Below are 14,976 nucleotides of genomic sequence, written 5' to 3' on the forward strand. Positions count from 1 at the left end.
TCGGTGATGTAAGACTGTGCGTGTTGCCTTTCCGCAGACAAGCAGGAGCTAGAGACGTGAGCATCGAGAAGCCCGAGATCGACTTCCCGGGCGGCGAGCCCCCGGCGGACCTCGAGATCAAGGACATCTGGGAGGGCGACGGCGCGGTGGCGCAGGCGGGCCAGACCGTCACCGTCCACTACGTGGGCGTCGCCTTCAGCACCGGTGAGGAGTTCGACGCGAGCTGGAACCGCGGGACGCCGTTCCGCTTCCCGCTCGGTGGCGGCCGCGTCATCAAGGGCTGGGACCTCGGCGTGCAGGGCATGAAGGTCGGTGGCCGTCGTCAGCTGACGATCCCCGCCCACCTCGCCTACGGCAAGCAGAGCCCGACCCCGGCGATCAAGCCGGGCGAGACGCTGATCTTCGTGGTCGACCTCGTCGCGGTCTGATCGCCGCCGCGACCGGACCCGATCACCTGGGGCCCATGCCTGTCCGGGCATGGGCCCTCGGCTTTTGCCACGCCACCCGGGGGCGGTACGGTCATCGTCGTAAAGCACCATAGGGAGGCGAAGGGCGTCGATGGCCATTGCCAAGGCCGAGCGGCTGATGAACCTGGCGCTGTGTCTGCTCGGGACGCGGCGGCCGCTCAGCAAGCGCGAGCTTCGTGAGTCCATCGAGGCCTATCTCGAAGCGGGCAGTGACGACTCCTTCAGCCGGATGTTCGAGCGGGACAAGGACGATCTGCGCGAACTCGGCCTGGTCATCGAGACGGTGGAGAACCTCGACGGCGAGGTGGGCTATCTGGCCCGCCGTGACAGCAACCGCCTGCCGCCCATCACGCTCGACGCCGAGGAGGCCGCCGCGCTCGGTCTCGCCGCCAAGGTGTGGCAGCAGGCCCGGCTGGCGGGCGCGGCCAGCGGCGCCCTGCAGAAGCTGCGCGCCGCCGGCATGCCCGAGGACGTCGACCCGTATGAGGCCCACGGCGCCCTGGAGCCCCGTATCCCCGTGCACGAGGTCGCGTTCGAGCCGCTGATGCTCGCCTGCCGCGATCGCCGCCCGGTCGTCTTCGACTACCGCAAGGCCACCGCCGCCCACCCCGAGCCCCGGCATGTGGAGCCGTGGGCGCTGGAGTGCTGGCGCGGCCACTGGTATCTGGCCGGCTGGGACCGCGACCGGGGCGCCGAGCGGGTGTTCCGGCTCTCGCGGATCACCGGCAAGGTGCGCAGCCGCAGCGGACAGTTCACGGCGGAGATCCCCGATGTCGTCACCGTCCGCGAGACGGTGGCGAGCTGGGCGGGGGAGACCGCCGACCGCTCCGCCCTGATCCGGCTGCGCTCGGGCGCGGGATACCCCCTTCGGGCGAAGGCCACCGCGGTGCGGGAACTCGGCGACGGCTGGGACGAGTTGGAGATTCCGTACGGGCACGGGCTGGACGCCTGGCTGGTCGAGTTCGGGCCGGACGTGGTCGTCCTCGAGCCGGCCGAGCTGCGCGCGGACGTGGTGGACCGGCTGCGTGCCGTGGCCAAGGGCTGAGGGGGAGCGAGCAGGACAGTGGCAGGCAAACCGGTCAGGCCCGTGAACGCCATCGACCAGACCCGGCGGATGCTCTCCCTGGTGACGTATCTGAAGGAGCGCCCCGGGGCCCGGGTGGAGGACGTCGCGCGCGCCTTCGGCATCAGTGAGGACGAGCTGGTCTCCGACCTGGATGTGCTGCCCATGTGCGGCACCAGCTTCCGCGGCGGCGATCTGCTCGACATCGACACGGACGGCGAGCGCATCTGGTGGCACAACCCCGCTGCCCTCGGAGAAGAAACAGCGGAGCCGCTGCGGCTGGCCGCCGACGAGGCGACGGCGCTGCTGGTGGCCGCCCGCGCGGTGTCCACCCTGCCCGGGCTGCGGGAGAGCGACCGGCAGGCGCTGCTGCGGGCCAACGCCAAGCTGGAGGCCGCGGCCGGTGAGGCGGCGGGCGCCAGCTCCCGGCTGTCGGTGACCTTCGAGTCCGAGGGCGGTGTCTTCGCCGACGTCGACCGGGCGATCTCGGAGCGCCGCCGCCTGTGGATCCGCTACTACTCGCCCGCGCGTGACGAGCTCACCGAGCGGGAGATCGACCCCATCCGCCTGGTCAGCGTCGGGCACACGTACGTGGAGGCCTGGTGCCGGCGTTCCGAGGCGCGCCGCACCTTCCGGCTCGACCGGGTCGCCGAGATCAGGATCCTGGACGAGCCGTCGGCGCCCCCGGAGATCGAGCTCAGGGACCTGTCTCAGGCGCTGGTGCAGCCGGCCGCCGAGGACCCTGAGGTCGTCGTCGAGGTCGGCCCGGGCGGCCGCTGGGTCGCCGAGTACTACCCGCACGACAGTGCGGATGAGCTTGCGGACGGCGGGCTGCGTATCACCCTGCGGACCCCGGATCCGGCGTCGCTGCGGCGGCTGGCGCTGCGGCTGGGGCGGGACGGCCGGATCGTCTCGCCGCCCGAGCTCGCCGACAGCGCCCGCCAGGCGGCCCGTGAGGCGCTGGCCGCGTACGACGGCGTCGAGGCGGAGGACCCGCACGCAGGGCCTGCGGTTCACGACGGGTAGTCCGGAAGGCGGGAGTGAGCTGGACGGGGCGTCGGCCGCGGGGCCCCGGAGGCGATCGGCCTAGGGAAGAGGAGCAGGGGCTTTGAGCGAGTCGTCGGTGTCTGGTGCGGGGGGCATGTCGGTGGCGGCCGCCTTCGCCGGGATGAGAAGTGTGACCCCGGTGACGTTCAGGGCGGGCTGCCCGGACTGCCGCGGCAGCTTCGAACTCGCCGCCGCGGCCCTGCGCCTGGCGATCGGCGCCAGCAGCCGCACGACGTTCTACTCCTTCACCTGCCCCGACTGCGGCGCCTCGGTCCGCAAGCCGGCCGGGGAGCGCATTGTCGAGCTGCTGACCGGCGGCGGGGTCAGGACCCTGCGGACCGTCTAGGCTCGACGTCATGTTCTGGCCGATGTTCGCGGTAGCTGTGGGGTTCCTGGGTCTCGCCGTGCTCGGGGTGTTCGCCGTGCGGGTGTTCGTCGAGGCCCAGCGCCTCGGCCGGCAGGTCACGGACTCCGCGCGCCGTATCAACCGGGCCGCCGAGGACCTCGAGCGGGCGGCCGTGAGTACCGCCCGCGCCGTGGACTCCCTCTGAGTGCCGTTGTGCGAGGCGTGTGAGTCGTGCGCCCCAGGCGGTTTGGGTCACTTCGACCTGTCACCGGGGCCACCCTGGCGGGTACGCTGCTGGTCGCGGACCGGAGAACGAGGCCCGGATCGCGGACCGGGAGTACGCACGGGGATTGCCTCACGTTCACCCCTGAGCGTTACGATCGCTGCCAGCACGACTGATCGGACACTTGTCCGACTGGTCGGACAGCACCCCACCCCAGCCGCCTCGGTGAGAAGGTAAAGACTTATGTTCGGAAGGCTCGGCGCCCCCGAGATCATTCTCATCCTTATCGTCGTCGTCCTGCTTTTCGGCGCGAAGAAGCTTCCCGACATGGCGCGCTCGCTCGGCAAGTCCGCTCGCATCCTCAAGAGCGAGGCCAAGGCGATGAAGGAAGAGGGCAGCAGCTCGGCCACCCCGGCCGGCCCGCCCAACAACGACGAGCAGCCCCCGGCTCAGCGCACCATCCAGGCCGCCCCCGGCGACGTGACGAGCTCGCGCCCGGTCAGCGAGCCGACGGACACCACCAAGCGCTGACGCAGGGCCGGACACATCCGGCCCGCCGCACGAGATGAGGACGTGGGTTGCTCAAGTCTGCCCGCAAGAAGGAGAAGGATCCCGAGGGGCGGATGCCGCTCGTGGATCACCTTCGTGAGCTCCGCAACCGGCTCGCGAAGGGCATGCTGGCCATCACGGTCGTATCCGTGGTGGCTGCCTTTTACAGCTCGGACCTGATGACCTTCCTCATGAACCCGGTGCCGAAGTGCACGAAGGGTCTGGGGGAGTCCACCGGCGGGCACTGCGCGGTCATCGCGTACACCGACCTGTTGTCCCCCTTCACCACCACGGTGAAGGTGGTCTTCATGGCGGGCGTCGTGCTCTCCAGCCCGGTCTGGCTCTACCAGCTCTGGGCGTTCGTGGCACCGGGCCTGCACAAGCACGAGCGGAAGTACACGTACTGGTTCGTGTCGGCCGCCGTACCGCTCTTCCTGGCCGGTGCCTGGCTCGCCTACACGATCCTGCCCATCAGCATGCGCGTGCTGCTGGGGATCACGCCCGACGGCTCGGCGAACATCCTGCCGATGGACAAGATCCTGGACTTCATCGTCCGGATGATCCTCATCTTCGGCGGTGCCTTCGAGCTGCCTCTGATCCTGGTCATGCTCAACTTCGCGGGCATCGTGTCCGGCCGCAGGATGGTCAGCTGGTGGCGCGGCGTCGTCATGGGCGTCTTCGTCTTCGGAGCGGTGGCCACCCCCACCACCGACCCCTTCGGCATGATCGCGTTGGCCGGGCCCATCGTGGTCCTGTACTTCATCGCGGTCGGCGTCGCCATGCTGAACGACCGGCGCCGCCGGCGGGCCAATCCCGACGCGGAGCTGGACGACGACGAGGCCTCCGACCTCGACCTGACACCGCAGCCCATCGGCGAGGTCGAGCGCGTCTCGGCGGCTCCTGCCGTGCCCGAGCAGGCCAATGGGAGCGTCAACGGCTACGACGACGTCACCTGAGCACCACCGCGGGACAGCATCATGAGCAAAGGGCCGGACGGAAGACCGTCCGGCCCTTGTGCTGTGCGCGGCCAGAGGCCCGGAACGGATAATGATCGTCCTGTTGTCAGTGCGGCCCGGTACGCTCGAAAGCACGATGACAGAGGACCTCTCCCCGGCTGAGCGGTACGCGGCTGCCCGCAGGCGCGCTGCCGAGCAGGCCACCGCGCTCGCCTCCTTCCGCGAGATGTACGACTTCGGCCTCGACCCCTTCCAGATAGAGGCCTGCCAGGCGCTCGAAGCGGGCAAGGGCGTGCTGGTCGCAGCGCCCACCGGCTCCGGCAAGACGATCGTGGGCGAGTTCGCCGTCCACCTCGCCCTGATGCAGGGCAAGAAGTGCTTCTACACGACACCCATCAAGGCGCTGTCGAACCAGAAGTACGCCGACCTGTGCCGCCGTTACGGGGACGGCATGGTCGGACTGCTCACCGGCGACAACAGCATCAACCCCGACGCCCCGGTGGTCGTGATGACCACCGAGGTCCTGCGGAACATGCTGTACGCGGGCTCGCAGACCCTCCTCGGCCTCGGCTACGTGGTCATGGACGAGGTGCACTACCTCTCCGACCGCTTCCGCGGCGCCGTATGGGAAGAGGTGATCATCCACCTGCCCGAGTCGGTGACTCTGGTGTCCCTGTCGGCGACCGTGTCCAACGCCGAGGAGTTCGGTGACTGGCTCGACACCGTCCGTGGCGACACCGAGGTGATCGTCTCCGAGCACCGGCCCGTGCCGCTGTTCCAGCACGTGCTCGCCGGGCGCCGGATGTACGACCTGTTCGAGGAGGGCGAGGGCCACAAGAAGGCCGTCAACCCCGACCTCACCCGCCTGGCCCGGATGGAGGCCCAGCGTCCGTCGTACCAGGACCGCAGACGGGGCCGGGCGATGCGCGAGGCCGACCGGGAGCGCGAGCGCAGACAGCGCTCGCGGGTGTGGACCCCGGGGCGCCCCGAGGTCATCGAGCGGCTCGACGCCGAGGGCCTGCTGCCCGCCATCACCTTCATCTTCAGCCGCGCCGCCTGCGAGGCCGCCGTACAGCAGTGTCTGTACGCCGGGCTGCGGCTCAACGACGACGAGGCGCGCGCGAAGGTCCGCGACCTCGTCGAGGAGCGCACCGCCGCCATCCCCACCGAGGACCTGCACGTCCTTGGGTACTACGAGTGGCTGGAGGGCCTGGAGCGCGGTATCGCCGCCCACCACGCGGGCATGCTGCCGACCTTCAAGGAGGTCGTCGAGGAGTTGTTCGTGCGCGGGCTGGTCAAGGCCGTGTTCGCCACCGAGACCCTCGCGCTCGGCATCAACATGCCCGCGCGCTCGGTGGTGTTGGAGAAGCTCGTCAAGTGGAACGGCGAGCAGCACGCCGACATCACACCCGGCGAGTACACGCAGCTGACCGGCCGTGCGGGCCGGCGCGGTATCGACGTCGAGGGACACGCCGTCGTCCTGTGGCAGCGCGGGATGAGCCCCGAGCACCTCGCCGGCCTCGCCGGCACGCGCACCTACCCGCTGCGCTCCAGCTTCAAGCCGTCGTACAACATGGCGGTCAACCTGGTCGAGCAGTTCGGCCGGCACCGCTCGCGTGAACTCCTCGAGACGTCCTTCGCGCAGTTCCAGGCCGACAAGTCGGTCGTCGGGATCTCCCGGCAGGTGCAGCGCAACGAGGAGGGCCTGGAGGGCTACAAGGCCTCCATGACCTGCCACCTGGGCGACTTCGAGGAGTACGCGCGGCTGCGCCGCGAGCTCAAGGACCGGGAGACCGAGCTGGCCCGGCAGGGGGCCGCCGAGCGGCGTGCCGAGGCCGCCGTGGCGCTGGAGAAGCTCAAGCCGGGTGACGTCATCCATGTGCCGACGGGCAAGTACGCCGGTCTGGCGCTGGTGCTGGATCCGGGGCTGCCGGCCGGGCGTTCCAACGGCCACCGGGGCTTCGAGCACCACGACGGGCCGCGTCCGCTGGTCCTGACCGCCGAGCGGCAGGTCAAGCGGCTCGCCTCGATGGACTTCCCGGTGCCGGTCGAGGCGCTGGAGCGGATGCGCATCCCGAAGTCCTTCAACCCGCGCTCCCCGCAGTCGCGCAGGGACCTCGCCTCCGCGCTGCGCACCAAGGCCGGGCACATTCCGCCGGAGCGGGCCCGCAAGAAGCGCTCCCAGGCGGCCGACGACCGCGAGATCGCAAGGCTGCGGACCGCCATTCGCGCGCACCCCTGCCATGGGTGCAACGAGCGTGAGGACCACGCCCGCTGGGCCGAGCGTTATCACCGGCTGCTGCGGGACACCTCGCAGCTGGAGCGCCGTATCGAGGGCCGCACGAACACGATCGCGCGGACCTTCGACCGGATCGTGGCGCTGCTGACCGAGCTGGACTACCTGCGCGGTGACGAGGTCACCGAGCACGGCAAGCGGCTGGCACGGCTGTACGGCGAACTCGACCTGCTGGCCAGTGAGTGCCTGCGCGCCGGTGTCTGGAACGGGCTGGGCCCTGCCGAACTGGCCGCCTGCGTCTCCGCGTTGGTGTACGAGGCACGGGTGGGCGACGACGCCATGGCTCCGAAGCTGCCCTCCGGCAAGGCGAAGGCCGCGCTGGGGGAGATGGTGCGGATCTGGGGGCGGCTGGACGCCCTGGAGGAGGACTTCCGGATCACCCAGACCGAGGGCGTGGGCCAGCGGGAGCCGGACCTCGGGTTCGCCTGGGCCGCCTACATGTGGGCCAGCGGCAAGGGGCTCGACGAGGTGCTGCGGGAGGCCGAGATGCCGGCCGGGGACTTCGTACGGTGGTGCAAGCAGGTCATCGACGTGCTCGGGCAGATCTCCGCGGCGGCCCCCGTCTCCGGCGGGGAGAGCTCGACGGTCGCGAAGAACGCCCGCAAGGCGGTCGACCTGCTGCTGCGGGGGGTTGTGGCCTACTCGTCCGTGGGCTGAGCCGCCGGTCCACCCTGGCGGGGCGGGCTCACGGACGACGTCGACCTGGCCGTGGGGCCCGCGTTCCCGACGGCCGGGTTCGCGGCGCGATGTTCCCTGCGGGGCGGGACGCCGGATAGCGATCGGCCCGGCGTCCCGGGGGCGGCGCCGTCCGCCGCGCCGCCCCGCCGGCCGGGCGAGGCGGTCTTCGCGCGCCAAGCGGCCGGGAAGGCTCCTGCCCGACGGGGTCAGCGGCTGAGGTATGCCCGCCAGCCGCCGTACGGCGTGATGTCCTCGGCGTCCGTGAGGGCGGACGGTTCGCACAGGAAGCCGGGGACTTGCGTGCCGTCCGCCAGTTCTACGCTGCCCAGGGTCATCGGGCGGGGGAGGCTTGCCAGCAGGCGGCCCAGGCCCTCCGCGGGGAGGGTCCAGACCTCCGCCTCGATCGCGGTGCCGCCCTGGCCGACGTGGACGAGGCCCGGCTTCGGGGGCGTCGTGCGCAGGGCGTGCAGGCGGTAGGCGGGGGCGGTGGTGGTCGTACGGTCCAAACGGGCGCCCAGGGCGAGGAGTTGGGGGTTCAGCGGCTGGCCCGTCAGGTGCGCGCCCACCACCGCCAGCTGCGTGTGAGGCCGGAGCAGGGCGGCGATCCGCGCCAGGCGGTCGTCCGTGAACGCCGGGCCGATCAGCATCACGCCGAACGGCAGGCCGTCCACCTCGCCCGCCGGAACCGCGGCCGCCGCCAGGTCGAAGAGGTTGGTGGAGTTGGTGAAGCGGCCCAGGCGGGCGTTGGCGCCCAGCGGGTCGGCGGCCACGGCGGCGAGGGTCGGATGGCCGGGGGTGGTGGGCAGCAGCAGGGCGTCCGCGTCGGCCAGTTCCGCGAACGCGCGGGCGCGCAGGGCGGCCAGGCGGTCGGTGTCGGCGTAGAGCCGGTGGGCCGGGATGTCGCGGGCGCGGGTGATGATGCCGGCGACGGTGGGGTCCAGACCCTCGATGCCGTCCGCGAGCGCCTTGTCGACAAAGCCGCCGACCGCCGTGTAGCGCTCGGCGACGAACGCGCCCTCGTAGAGCATCGCCGCGGCCTCGGTGAACGGGGTCAGATCGAGGGTGCGGAGGTCGGCTCCGGCGGCTTCGAGCTGCCGTACCGCCGCCTCGTACGCCTCCGCCCAGCCCTCGTCCAGCTCGCCGAGCTGCTCCCGCGGCGGGACCGCGACGCGCCACGGGCCGGGAGCACGCTGGGGGAGCGGGGGGAGTTCGCGGTCCGGCGGGGAGGCCATGAAGGACAGCGCCTGCTCGGCCTCCGGGAGGGTGCGGGCGAACACCGTCACACAGTCGATGGAGGCACAGGCCGGGACCACTCCCGCCGTCGGGACCAGACCGCGGGTCGGTTTCAGGCCGACGATGCCGTTGAACGCGGCCGGGACCCGGCCCGAGCCCGCGGTGTCCGTGCCCAGCGCGAGGTCGACGATGCCCAGGGCCACGGCGACGGCCGAGCCGGAGCTGGAGCCGCCGCTGATACGGGCCGGATCGTGCGCGTTGCGGACCGCGCCGTGGGGCGAGCGCGTGCCCACCAGACCCGTCGCGAACTGGTCCAGGTTCGTGGTGCCCAGCACGATCGCGCCCACCGCGCGCAGTCGGGCGACGACCGGCGCGTCCGCCTCCGGCTGGTAGGCGTACGCCGGGCAGCCCGCGGTGGTGGGCAGCCCGGCCACGTCGATGTTGCCCTTCGCCGCGAACAGGCGCCCGGCAAGGGGAAGGTGCTCACCTGCCGCCACGCGGGCGTCGATCGCGGCCGCCTCCGCCTCCACCTCGGCCTGTGGACGCAGGTCGATCCAGATCTCCGGACGGTCCACCGCCTCGATGCGGGCGTAGGCGGCACGGACACGGTTCACAGCGGACATCTCTTGCTCCTCGGTGTGGTTACTGCGCCGCCGGGGCCAGGACGAGCAGTGCCGTCCCCGCCTCCACCTGGTCGCCCGGCCGGGCCAGGACCTCCGCCACCACGCCGTCCACCGGCGCGTGCACCCTGGACTCCATCTTCATCGCCTCCAGCGCGAGCAGAGGCTGCCCGGCGCTCACCTCGTCACCCGGCTCTACGTTCAACTGCCACACGGACGCGGCGAATTCGGCCTCCACGAGGCGGCCGCCCGCCGGGACCGTCACCTCGGCCGGGGGAGCGGCCGGTGCGGCCGCCGCCTCGGCCCGGGTGAACTCGCCGGCGGCCTCCCACGCGTCCCGCTCCGCGGCGAAGGCCCCCTGCTGCCGGGCCCGGAACTCACCGATCGACGCGGCGTTCTCGTCCAGGAACGCCCGGTACTCGGCGAGCGAGAAGGTGCCCTCCTCGATGCGCGGCACGAAACGGCCGGACGTGATGTCGGCACGCAGGCCGAGGAGTTCGTCCGCGTCCACCGGATACCACCGGATGCGGTCGAAGAAGCGCAGCAGCCAGGGCGAGCCCGGCTCGAACGCGCCGCGCTGCTGCCACCCCGACCACACCTGCGTCGTACGGCCCACGAACTGGTAGCCGCCCGGGCCCTCCATGCCGTAGATGCACAGGTAGGCCCCGCCGATGCCGACCGAGTTCTCGGCGGTCCAGGTGCGTGCCGGGTTGTACTTCGTGGTCACCAGGCGGTGGCGGGGGTCGAGCGGGGTCGCCACGGGGGCGCCCAGGTACACGTCTCCCAGACCGAGGACGAGGTACTCCGCGTCGAAGACCGTGTCGTACACGTCGTTCACCGACTCCAGGCCGTTGACCCGGCGGATGAACTCGATGTTCCACGGGCACCAGGGGGCGTCGTCGCGGACCCCCGCCATGTAGCGGGCGATCGCCTCGCGGGTCGCCGGGTCGTCCCAGGAGAGGGGGAGGTGGACGGTGCGGGAGGGGACGACGAGTTCGTCCGTGGGCGGCAGCGTCGCCGTGATCTCCCGTACGGCGGTGAGAAGCCGATGCAGCGGCAGGCGGCTCGGGTCCGTCCGGATCTGCAGCGAGCGGATGCCCGGGGTGAGGTCCGTGATGCCTTCTGGGCCCTCCTCGGCCACCGCCTCCATCAGCGCGTGGACGCGCATGCGCAGCGCCAGGTCGAGCTGCATGGGCCCGAATTCGACCAGCAGGTTGTCGTCGCCGCTGCGGCGGTAGGTGATGTCACCGTCGCGGGCCAGAACCCCGCCGTCCACGATGTCCGCGCGGGGCGAGCCGTCGACGGTCACCGGCGCGAAGCGGACCGTGTCGCCCGGGCGCAACTGGCCCAGCTTCCACCGCTCGGAGCTGAGGACCGTCGCCGGGCAGACGAACCCGCCGAGCGAGGGGCCGTCCGGGCCGAGCAGCACCGGCATGTCGCCGGTGTAGTCGACGGCGCCGACGGAGTACGGGGTGTCGTGGATGTTGGACGGGTGCAGACCCGCCTCGCCGCCGTCGGTGCGCGCCCAGCGCGGCTTGGGACCGACCAGCCGTACGCCGGTCCGGGCCGAGTTGAAGTGCACCTTCCAGTCGGCGGCGTAGAAGTCGCGGATGTCGTCCTCGGTGAAGAATTCCGGTGCCGCATGCGGGCCTTCGACCGCACCTATGTGCCATACGGCGGTGAAGGACGGGCGGTCCGCAACAGGCACCGGGGTGCCGTGGGCGACCGTACCGCCGTGCAGCACGTCGCCCGTGCGCAGCGCCCTGCCGCCGTGCCCGCCGAACCGGCCCAGGGTGAAGGTGCTCGCGCTGCCGAGGAAGGCCGGTACGTCCAGGCCGCCGGCGAAGAGCACGTAGGTGCGCAGGCCGTGCTGGGTGGGCGCGCCGATCTCCAGTACGGCCCCCGCGGGCACCGTCACCGGTTCCCACTGCGCGATGGGTGTGCCGTCGACCGTCACCTCGGCGGGGGCGCCCGTCACGCACACCGTGGTCGGGTGCGTGAACCTCAACGACGGTCCCTGGAGCGTGCATTCGAGACCCGGGGCGCCCTCCTGGTTGCCGAGCGCCCGGTTGCCGAGCCGGAAGGACAGGTTGTCCATCGGACCGCACGGCGGCACACCGACCTGCCAGTATCCGGTGCGGCCGGGCCAGTCCTGGACGGTGGTGAGGGTGCCGCCGGAGACGACCTCGATGCGCGGGGTCGGGTCGGTCACGCAGGCCAGCGTCGCCGTGGAGTGACCGGCGGCCCTGAAGTCGGGGTGCTCCAGCGCCGCGCGCACCAGGCCCAGATTGGTCTCGATGCCGTCGACGCGGGTGCGGGCCAGTGCCTCGTCCAGTCGCCGGAGTGCGTGGGCGCGGTCGGGGCCGTAGGCGATGACCTTGGCGAGCATCGGGTCGTACGACGTCGTGACCTCGGTGCCGGTCTCCACCCAGCCGTCGACGCGGACGCCCGGCGGGAACTCGACCCGCGTCAACAGGCCGGCGCTGGGCCGGTGGTCGCGTGAGGGGTCCTCGGCGTAGAGGCGGGCTTCCACGGCGTGGCCGCGGGATGTGCCCGGTTCGCGTACGACATCGGACTCGCCCCGGGCCAGGCGCAGCATCCAGGCGACGAGGTCGACGCCGTAGATCTCCTCCGTGACCGGATGCTCCACCTGGAGGCGGGTGTTGACCTCCAGGAAGTACACCTCCTCGCGGGCGGCGTCGTAGACGAACTCGACGGTTCCGGCGGAGCGGTAGCCGACCGAGGCGCACAGGTCGCGGGCGCTCGCGGCCAGTTGCTCGCGCACGCGGTCCGGGAGGCCCGGGGCGGGGGCCTCTTCCAGCACTTTCTGGTTGCGGCGCTGCAGGGAGCAGTCGCGGTCGCCGAAGGTGACGACCCGGCCCTCGCCGTCGCCGAAGACCTGCACCTCGACATGGCGGGCGTGCTCGACCAGGCGCTCCAGGAAGACACCGGCCAAGGAGAAGGAGGCGGCGGCGACGCGCTGCACCCGCTCCCAGGCGTCGGTCAGTTCATCGGCGGACCGACATGCCGACATACCGATACCGCCGCCCCCGCCGGTCGCCTTGAGCATGACCGGGTAGCCGATCACGGCGGCCCGCGCGAGCGCCTCGTCCAGGGAGGCCAGCAAGCCCGTTCCCGGCGCCAGCGGCACCCCCGCCGCCTCGGCCGCCGCCCGTGCCGTGTGCTTGGCGCCGAACAGCTCCAGCTGCTCGGGCGTCGGACCGACGAACACGATCCCGGCGTCCTCGCAGCGGCGCGCGAAGGCCGCGTCCTCGGACAGGAAGCCGTAGCCGGGGTGGATCGCGCCCGCGCCGGTGTCCTTGGCCGCCTTCAGCACCAGGTCGGCGTCGAGATACGACTCCTTCGCCGGCGCCGGGCCGAGCCGTACCGCCTCGTCGGCGAGGCGCACATGGGGCGCGGAGCGGTCGGCATCGGAGTACACGGCGACCGTGCGCAGGCCGAGTTCACGGGCCGTGCGGATGATCCGGACCGCGATCTCGCCGCGGTTGGCGACCAGCAGCGTGTCGAAGCTCATCCGGCTTCCCCGATCGTCATCTCCACCGCGGTCGGCTCGAAGCCGTTGCACGGGTTGTTGATCTGGGGGCAGTTGGAGACCAGGACGAGGACGTCGCGCTCGGCGCGCAGGGTCAGCTTCAGGCCCGGTGCCGAGAGACCGTCGACGATGCCGAGCGTGCCGTCCTTCTCGACGGGCACGTTCATGTACCAGTTGATGTTGGAGACGAGGTCGCGCTTGCCGAGACCGTGCTTCGCGCCCTCCGCGAGGAAGTTGTCCACGCAGGCGTGCTGGGACCAGGTGTGGTGGCCGTAGCGGAGGGTGTTCGACTCCTTGGAGCAGGCGCCGCCGACCGTGTCGTGGCGGCCCACGTCGTCGGCGGTCAGCGTCATCAGCGGGGTGTGCTCGTTGGACATCAGCACACTGCCCGTGGTCAGGAAGATGCCGCCCTGGGCGTGGATGGTGTCGGGGGCGCTGTAGCGGACCGAGGTGTCGTGGGCGTCGTAGACGAGGAAGTCGACGGCCTGGTTGCCGTGCAGATCGGTGATGGTCAGCGTCTGGCCCGTGCGGATCACGGAGGACCAGGCGGCGCGGGCGGGAACCACGGTCGTCGTGCTCATGCGAGCCCCCTCGCGGCAAGGAATTCGGCGGTGTTGAGGAAGGCGCGGCGGCCCTCGGGCGTGGCCTCCCACAGGGGGTCGCCCGGCGGGGTCGGAGCGGCGCGCCAGGCGAGGACCTCCAGCGGGGTGCTGACGTAGTCGGGGCGCGGGTCGGCCGGGTGCGGCACATTGGCGATCAGCACGGTGAGGTCCTGTTCGGCGCGGAGGGTCACGCTGCCGCCGGGGCCGGTGGACCCGGTGAAGTCCAGGGCGCCGTCCTCACGCACCTCCACGCCCTGGAAGAACGACAGCGACGGCGGCAGGTCGCGCGGCTGCAGGCCGTTCTTCGCGGCCGCCAGCTTGAACAGCTCGCGGCCCGCGGGGGAGGCGGACTGCGGGGTGCCGTCGCCGTACCGCTCCGTGTTGCGTACGAGGGTGGAAGTGCCGCACAGCGCGTCGTGCCGCCCGGAGGTGTCGGCGACGACACTCGCGAGCACGCGCCCCTGGTCGGACAGCAGGAGCTTGCCCTCCCCGAGGTAGGCGTTCCACTGGACCTTCACCGTGTCGGCGACGTTCAGCCGCTCCCAGGGGCGGTCGGCCACGAACAGCAGCAGATGGGCGCAGGCCTCGCCGTCGAGGTCGGTCAGGCGCAGCTCCGTGCCGCGGGCGAGCACCCGGTGGGTGTAGTTGCCGCCCGCCACCGTCTCGGCCCACACCAGATGGCCCGCCGCGCAGGGCGGGTCGGGCCAGTCGGCCGCCGGGACGACGGGCATGGCCTCGGCGTGCGTGCCCTCCTGGGCGCGTGCGTGGTCGCGGGCTCCGTATGTGGTGGCTGTCGCCATCGCGGTGGCCTCCGGCTCCGGTGTGGTCTCTTCCGGCGTTGTTTCTGTCGCTCGACAGAAATTAGGAGCCGGTCGGGTCACGGGCATTGCCCACGCGTTGCCGACGGGTTACCGAGCCCTCACGAGGACCATCGCGAGAGCACCCGAGGCCGCGGGGCTGCCCCTTGCCGCCTTGCGGTGGCCGGGGTCGCCCGAAGACGCCCGGGGTCGCGGAGGCGAACAGCCGGCAGCGCAGGCTGCGCCGGTCCGTGCCGGACGCGCGCAACCCGGCCGCCGCCACGGTGCCGGGGCACGCACCCCCGACTCGGGTGCGGCTTGGGGTGCCAGAGGCGGGCCTTGGCTCCCGGAGGTGGGCCGGAGTCGCTCGGGGCCCGGAAGTGGGTCGAGATGCCCGGGGGCTCCGCGGTGTTGCTCGGGGGGGCCTGCAGGTGGGCCGAGGCGCCGAAGGGACCCGGAGGCGGGTCGGTGTTGCTTGGGACGCCGGAGGTGGGCCGAGGTGCCCGGGGGCTCCGCAAGCGGGGGTGTTGCTCGGGGGGCCTGGAG

General features: G+C 72.0%; 11 protein-coding genes and 1 pseudogene. 8 read left to right on the top strand and 4 right to left on the bottom strand.

Going from position 1 to position 14,976, the window contains the following annotated elements; translation table 11 throughout:
* The first annotated feature begins 56 nt into the window (after positions 1–56).
* The 8 genes from ABD355_RS35390 (at position 57) to ABD355_RS35425 (ending at position 7,604) form a co-directional block, all read left to right on the top strand.
* Positions 57–428, top strand: coding sequence for an FKBP-type peptidyl-prolyl cis-trans isomerase (locus tag ABD355_RS35390; RefSeq protein ID WP_344405052.1), 372 nt, complete (start codon positions 57–59; stop codon positions 426–428).
* A 130-nt stretch (positions 429–558) separates the two neighbouring features.
* Positions 559–1,512: a helix-turn-helix transcriptional regulator gene (locus ABD355_RS35395; protein WP_123964014.1), complete on the top strand. Its 954-nt coding sequence runs from the start codon at positions 559–561 to the stop codon at positions 1,510–1,512.
* Positions 1,513–1,530: 18 nt separating this feature from the next.
* On the top strand, positions 1,531–2,556 hold the full coding sequence (locus ABD355_RS35400) for a helix-turn-helix transcriptional regulator (protein ID WP_344405054.1): 1,026 nt from the start codon (positions 1,531–1,533) through the stop codon (positions 2,554–2,556).
* 82 nt (positions 2,557–2,638) lie between these two features.
* Complete coding sequence (locus ABD355_RS35405; RefSeq protein ID WP_185123980.1) at positions 2,639–2,923, top strand: hypothetical protein; 285 nt, start codon at positions 2,639–2,641, stop codon at positions 2,921–2,923.
* Between the two features lie 10 nt (positions 2,924–2,933).
* On the top strand, positions 2,934–3,128 hold the full coding sequence (locus ABD355_RS35410) for a hypothetical protein (RefSeq protein ID WP_099927625.1): 195 nt from the start codon (positions 2,934–2,936) through the stop codon (positions 3,126–3,128).
* Positions 3,129–3,389: 261 nt separating this feature from the next.
* On the top strand, positions 3,390–3,677 hold the full coding sequence (tatA, locus tag ABD355_RS35415) for a Sec-independent protein translocase subunit TatA (protein ID WP_344405055.1): 288 nt from the start codon (positions 3,390–3,392) through the stop codon (positions 3,675–3,677).
* A 92-nt stretch (positions 3,678–3,769) separates the two neighbouring features.
* The gene (gene tatC / locus ABD355_RS35420; protein WP_344405062.1) at positions 3,770–4,651 is read left to right on the top strand and encodes a twin-arginine translocase subunit TatC; all 882 of its coding nucleotides are present in this window, start codon (positions 3,770–3,772) and stop codon (positions 4,649–4,651) included.
* Positions 4,652–4,742: 91 nt separating this feature from the next.
* Complete coding sequence (locus ABD355_RS35425) at positions 4,743–7,604, top strand: DEAD/DEAH box helicase (RefSeq protein ID WP_344405056.1); 2,862 nt, start codon at positions 4,743–4,745, stop codon at positions 7,602–7,604.
* A gap of 227 nt (positions 7,605–7,831) precedes the next feature.
* Here the strand turns inward: ABD355_RS35425 and atzF are convergent.
* The 4 genes and pseudogenes from atzF to ABD355_RS35445 form a co-directional block, all read right to left on the bottom strand.
* Positions 7,832–9,493, bottom strand: a pseudogene (atzF, locus tag ABD355_RS35430) (allophanate hydrolase); the annotation flags it as partial.
* Positions 9,494–9,500: 7 nt separating this feature from the next.
* Positions 9,501–13,013 (bottom strand): urea carboxylase, encoded by a 3,513-nt coding sequence (uca, locus tag ABD355_RS35435; RefSeq protein ID WP_344405058.1) that lies wholly within the window; start codon positions 13,011–13,013, stop codon positions 9,501–9,503.
* Positions 13,010–13,612, bottom strand: coding sequence for an urea amidolyase associated protein UAAP2 (locus ABD355_RS35440; protein WP_344405060.1), 603 nt, complete (start codon positions 13,610–13,612; stop codon positions 13,010–13,012). Before ABD355_RS35440 ends, uca begins: the two co-directional genes overlap by 4 nt.
* Positions 13,609–14,433, bottom strand: coding sequence for an urea amidolyase associated protein UAAP1 (locus ABD355_RS35445; RefSeq protein WP_344405061.1), 825 nt, complete (start codon positions 14,431–14,433; stop codon positions 13,609–13,611). Before ABD355_RS35445 ends, ABD355_RS35440 begins: the two co-directional genes overlap by 4 nt.
* Between the last annotated feature and the right edge of the window lie 543 nt (positions 14,434–14,976).

The sequence above is a fragment of the Streptomyces longisporus genome, assembly GCF_039532765.1.
Lineage (GTDB): Bacteria > Actinomycetota > Actinomycetes > Streptomycetales > Streptomycetaceae > Streptomyces > Streptomyces longisporus.

Coding starts and splice junctions, on each gene's coding strand:
- ABD355_RS35425 (WP_344405056.1), top strand. CDS start 4,743: ATGATCGTCCTGTTGTCAGTGCGGCCCGGTACGCTCGAAAGCACGATG.
- ABD355_RS35410 (WP_099927625.1), top strand. CDS start 2,934: ATGTTCTGGCCGATGTTCGCGGTAGCTGTGGGGTTCCTGGGTCTCGCC.
- ABD355_RS35440 (WP_344405060.1), bottom strand. CDS start 13,612: ATGAGCACGACGACCGTGGTTCCCGCCCGCGCCGCCTGGTCCTCCGTG.
- tatA (WP_344405055.1), top strand. CDS start 3,390: ATGTTCGGAAGGCTCGGCGCCCCCGAGATCATTCTCATCCTTATCGTC.
- ABD355_RS35395 (WP_123964014.1), top strand. CDS start 559: ATGGCCATTGCCAAGGCCGAGCGGCTGATGAACCTGGCGCTGTGTCTG.
- uca (WP_344405058.1), bottom strand. CDS start 13,013: ATGAGCTTCGACACGCTGCTGGTCGCCAACCGCGGCGAGATCGCGGTC.
- ABD355_RS35445 (WP_344405061.1), bottom strand. CDS start 14,433: ATGGCGACAGCCACCACATACGGAGCCCGCGACCACGCACGCGCCCAG.
- tatC (WP_344405062.1), top strand. CDS start 3,770: ATGCCGCTCGTGGATCACCTTCGTGAGCTCCGCAACCGGCTCGCGAAG.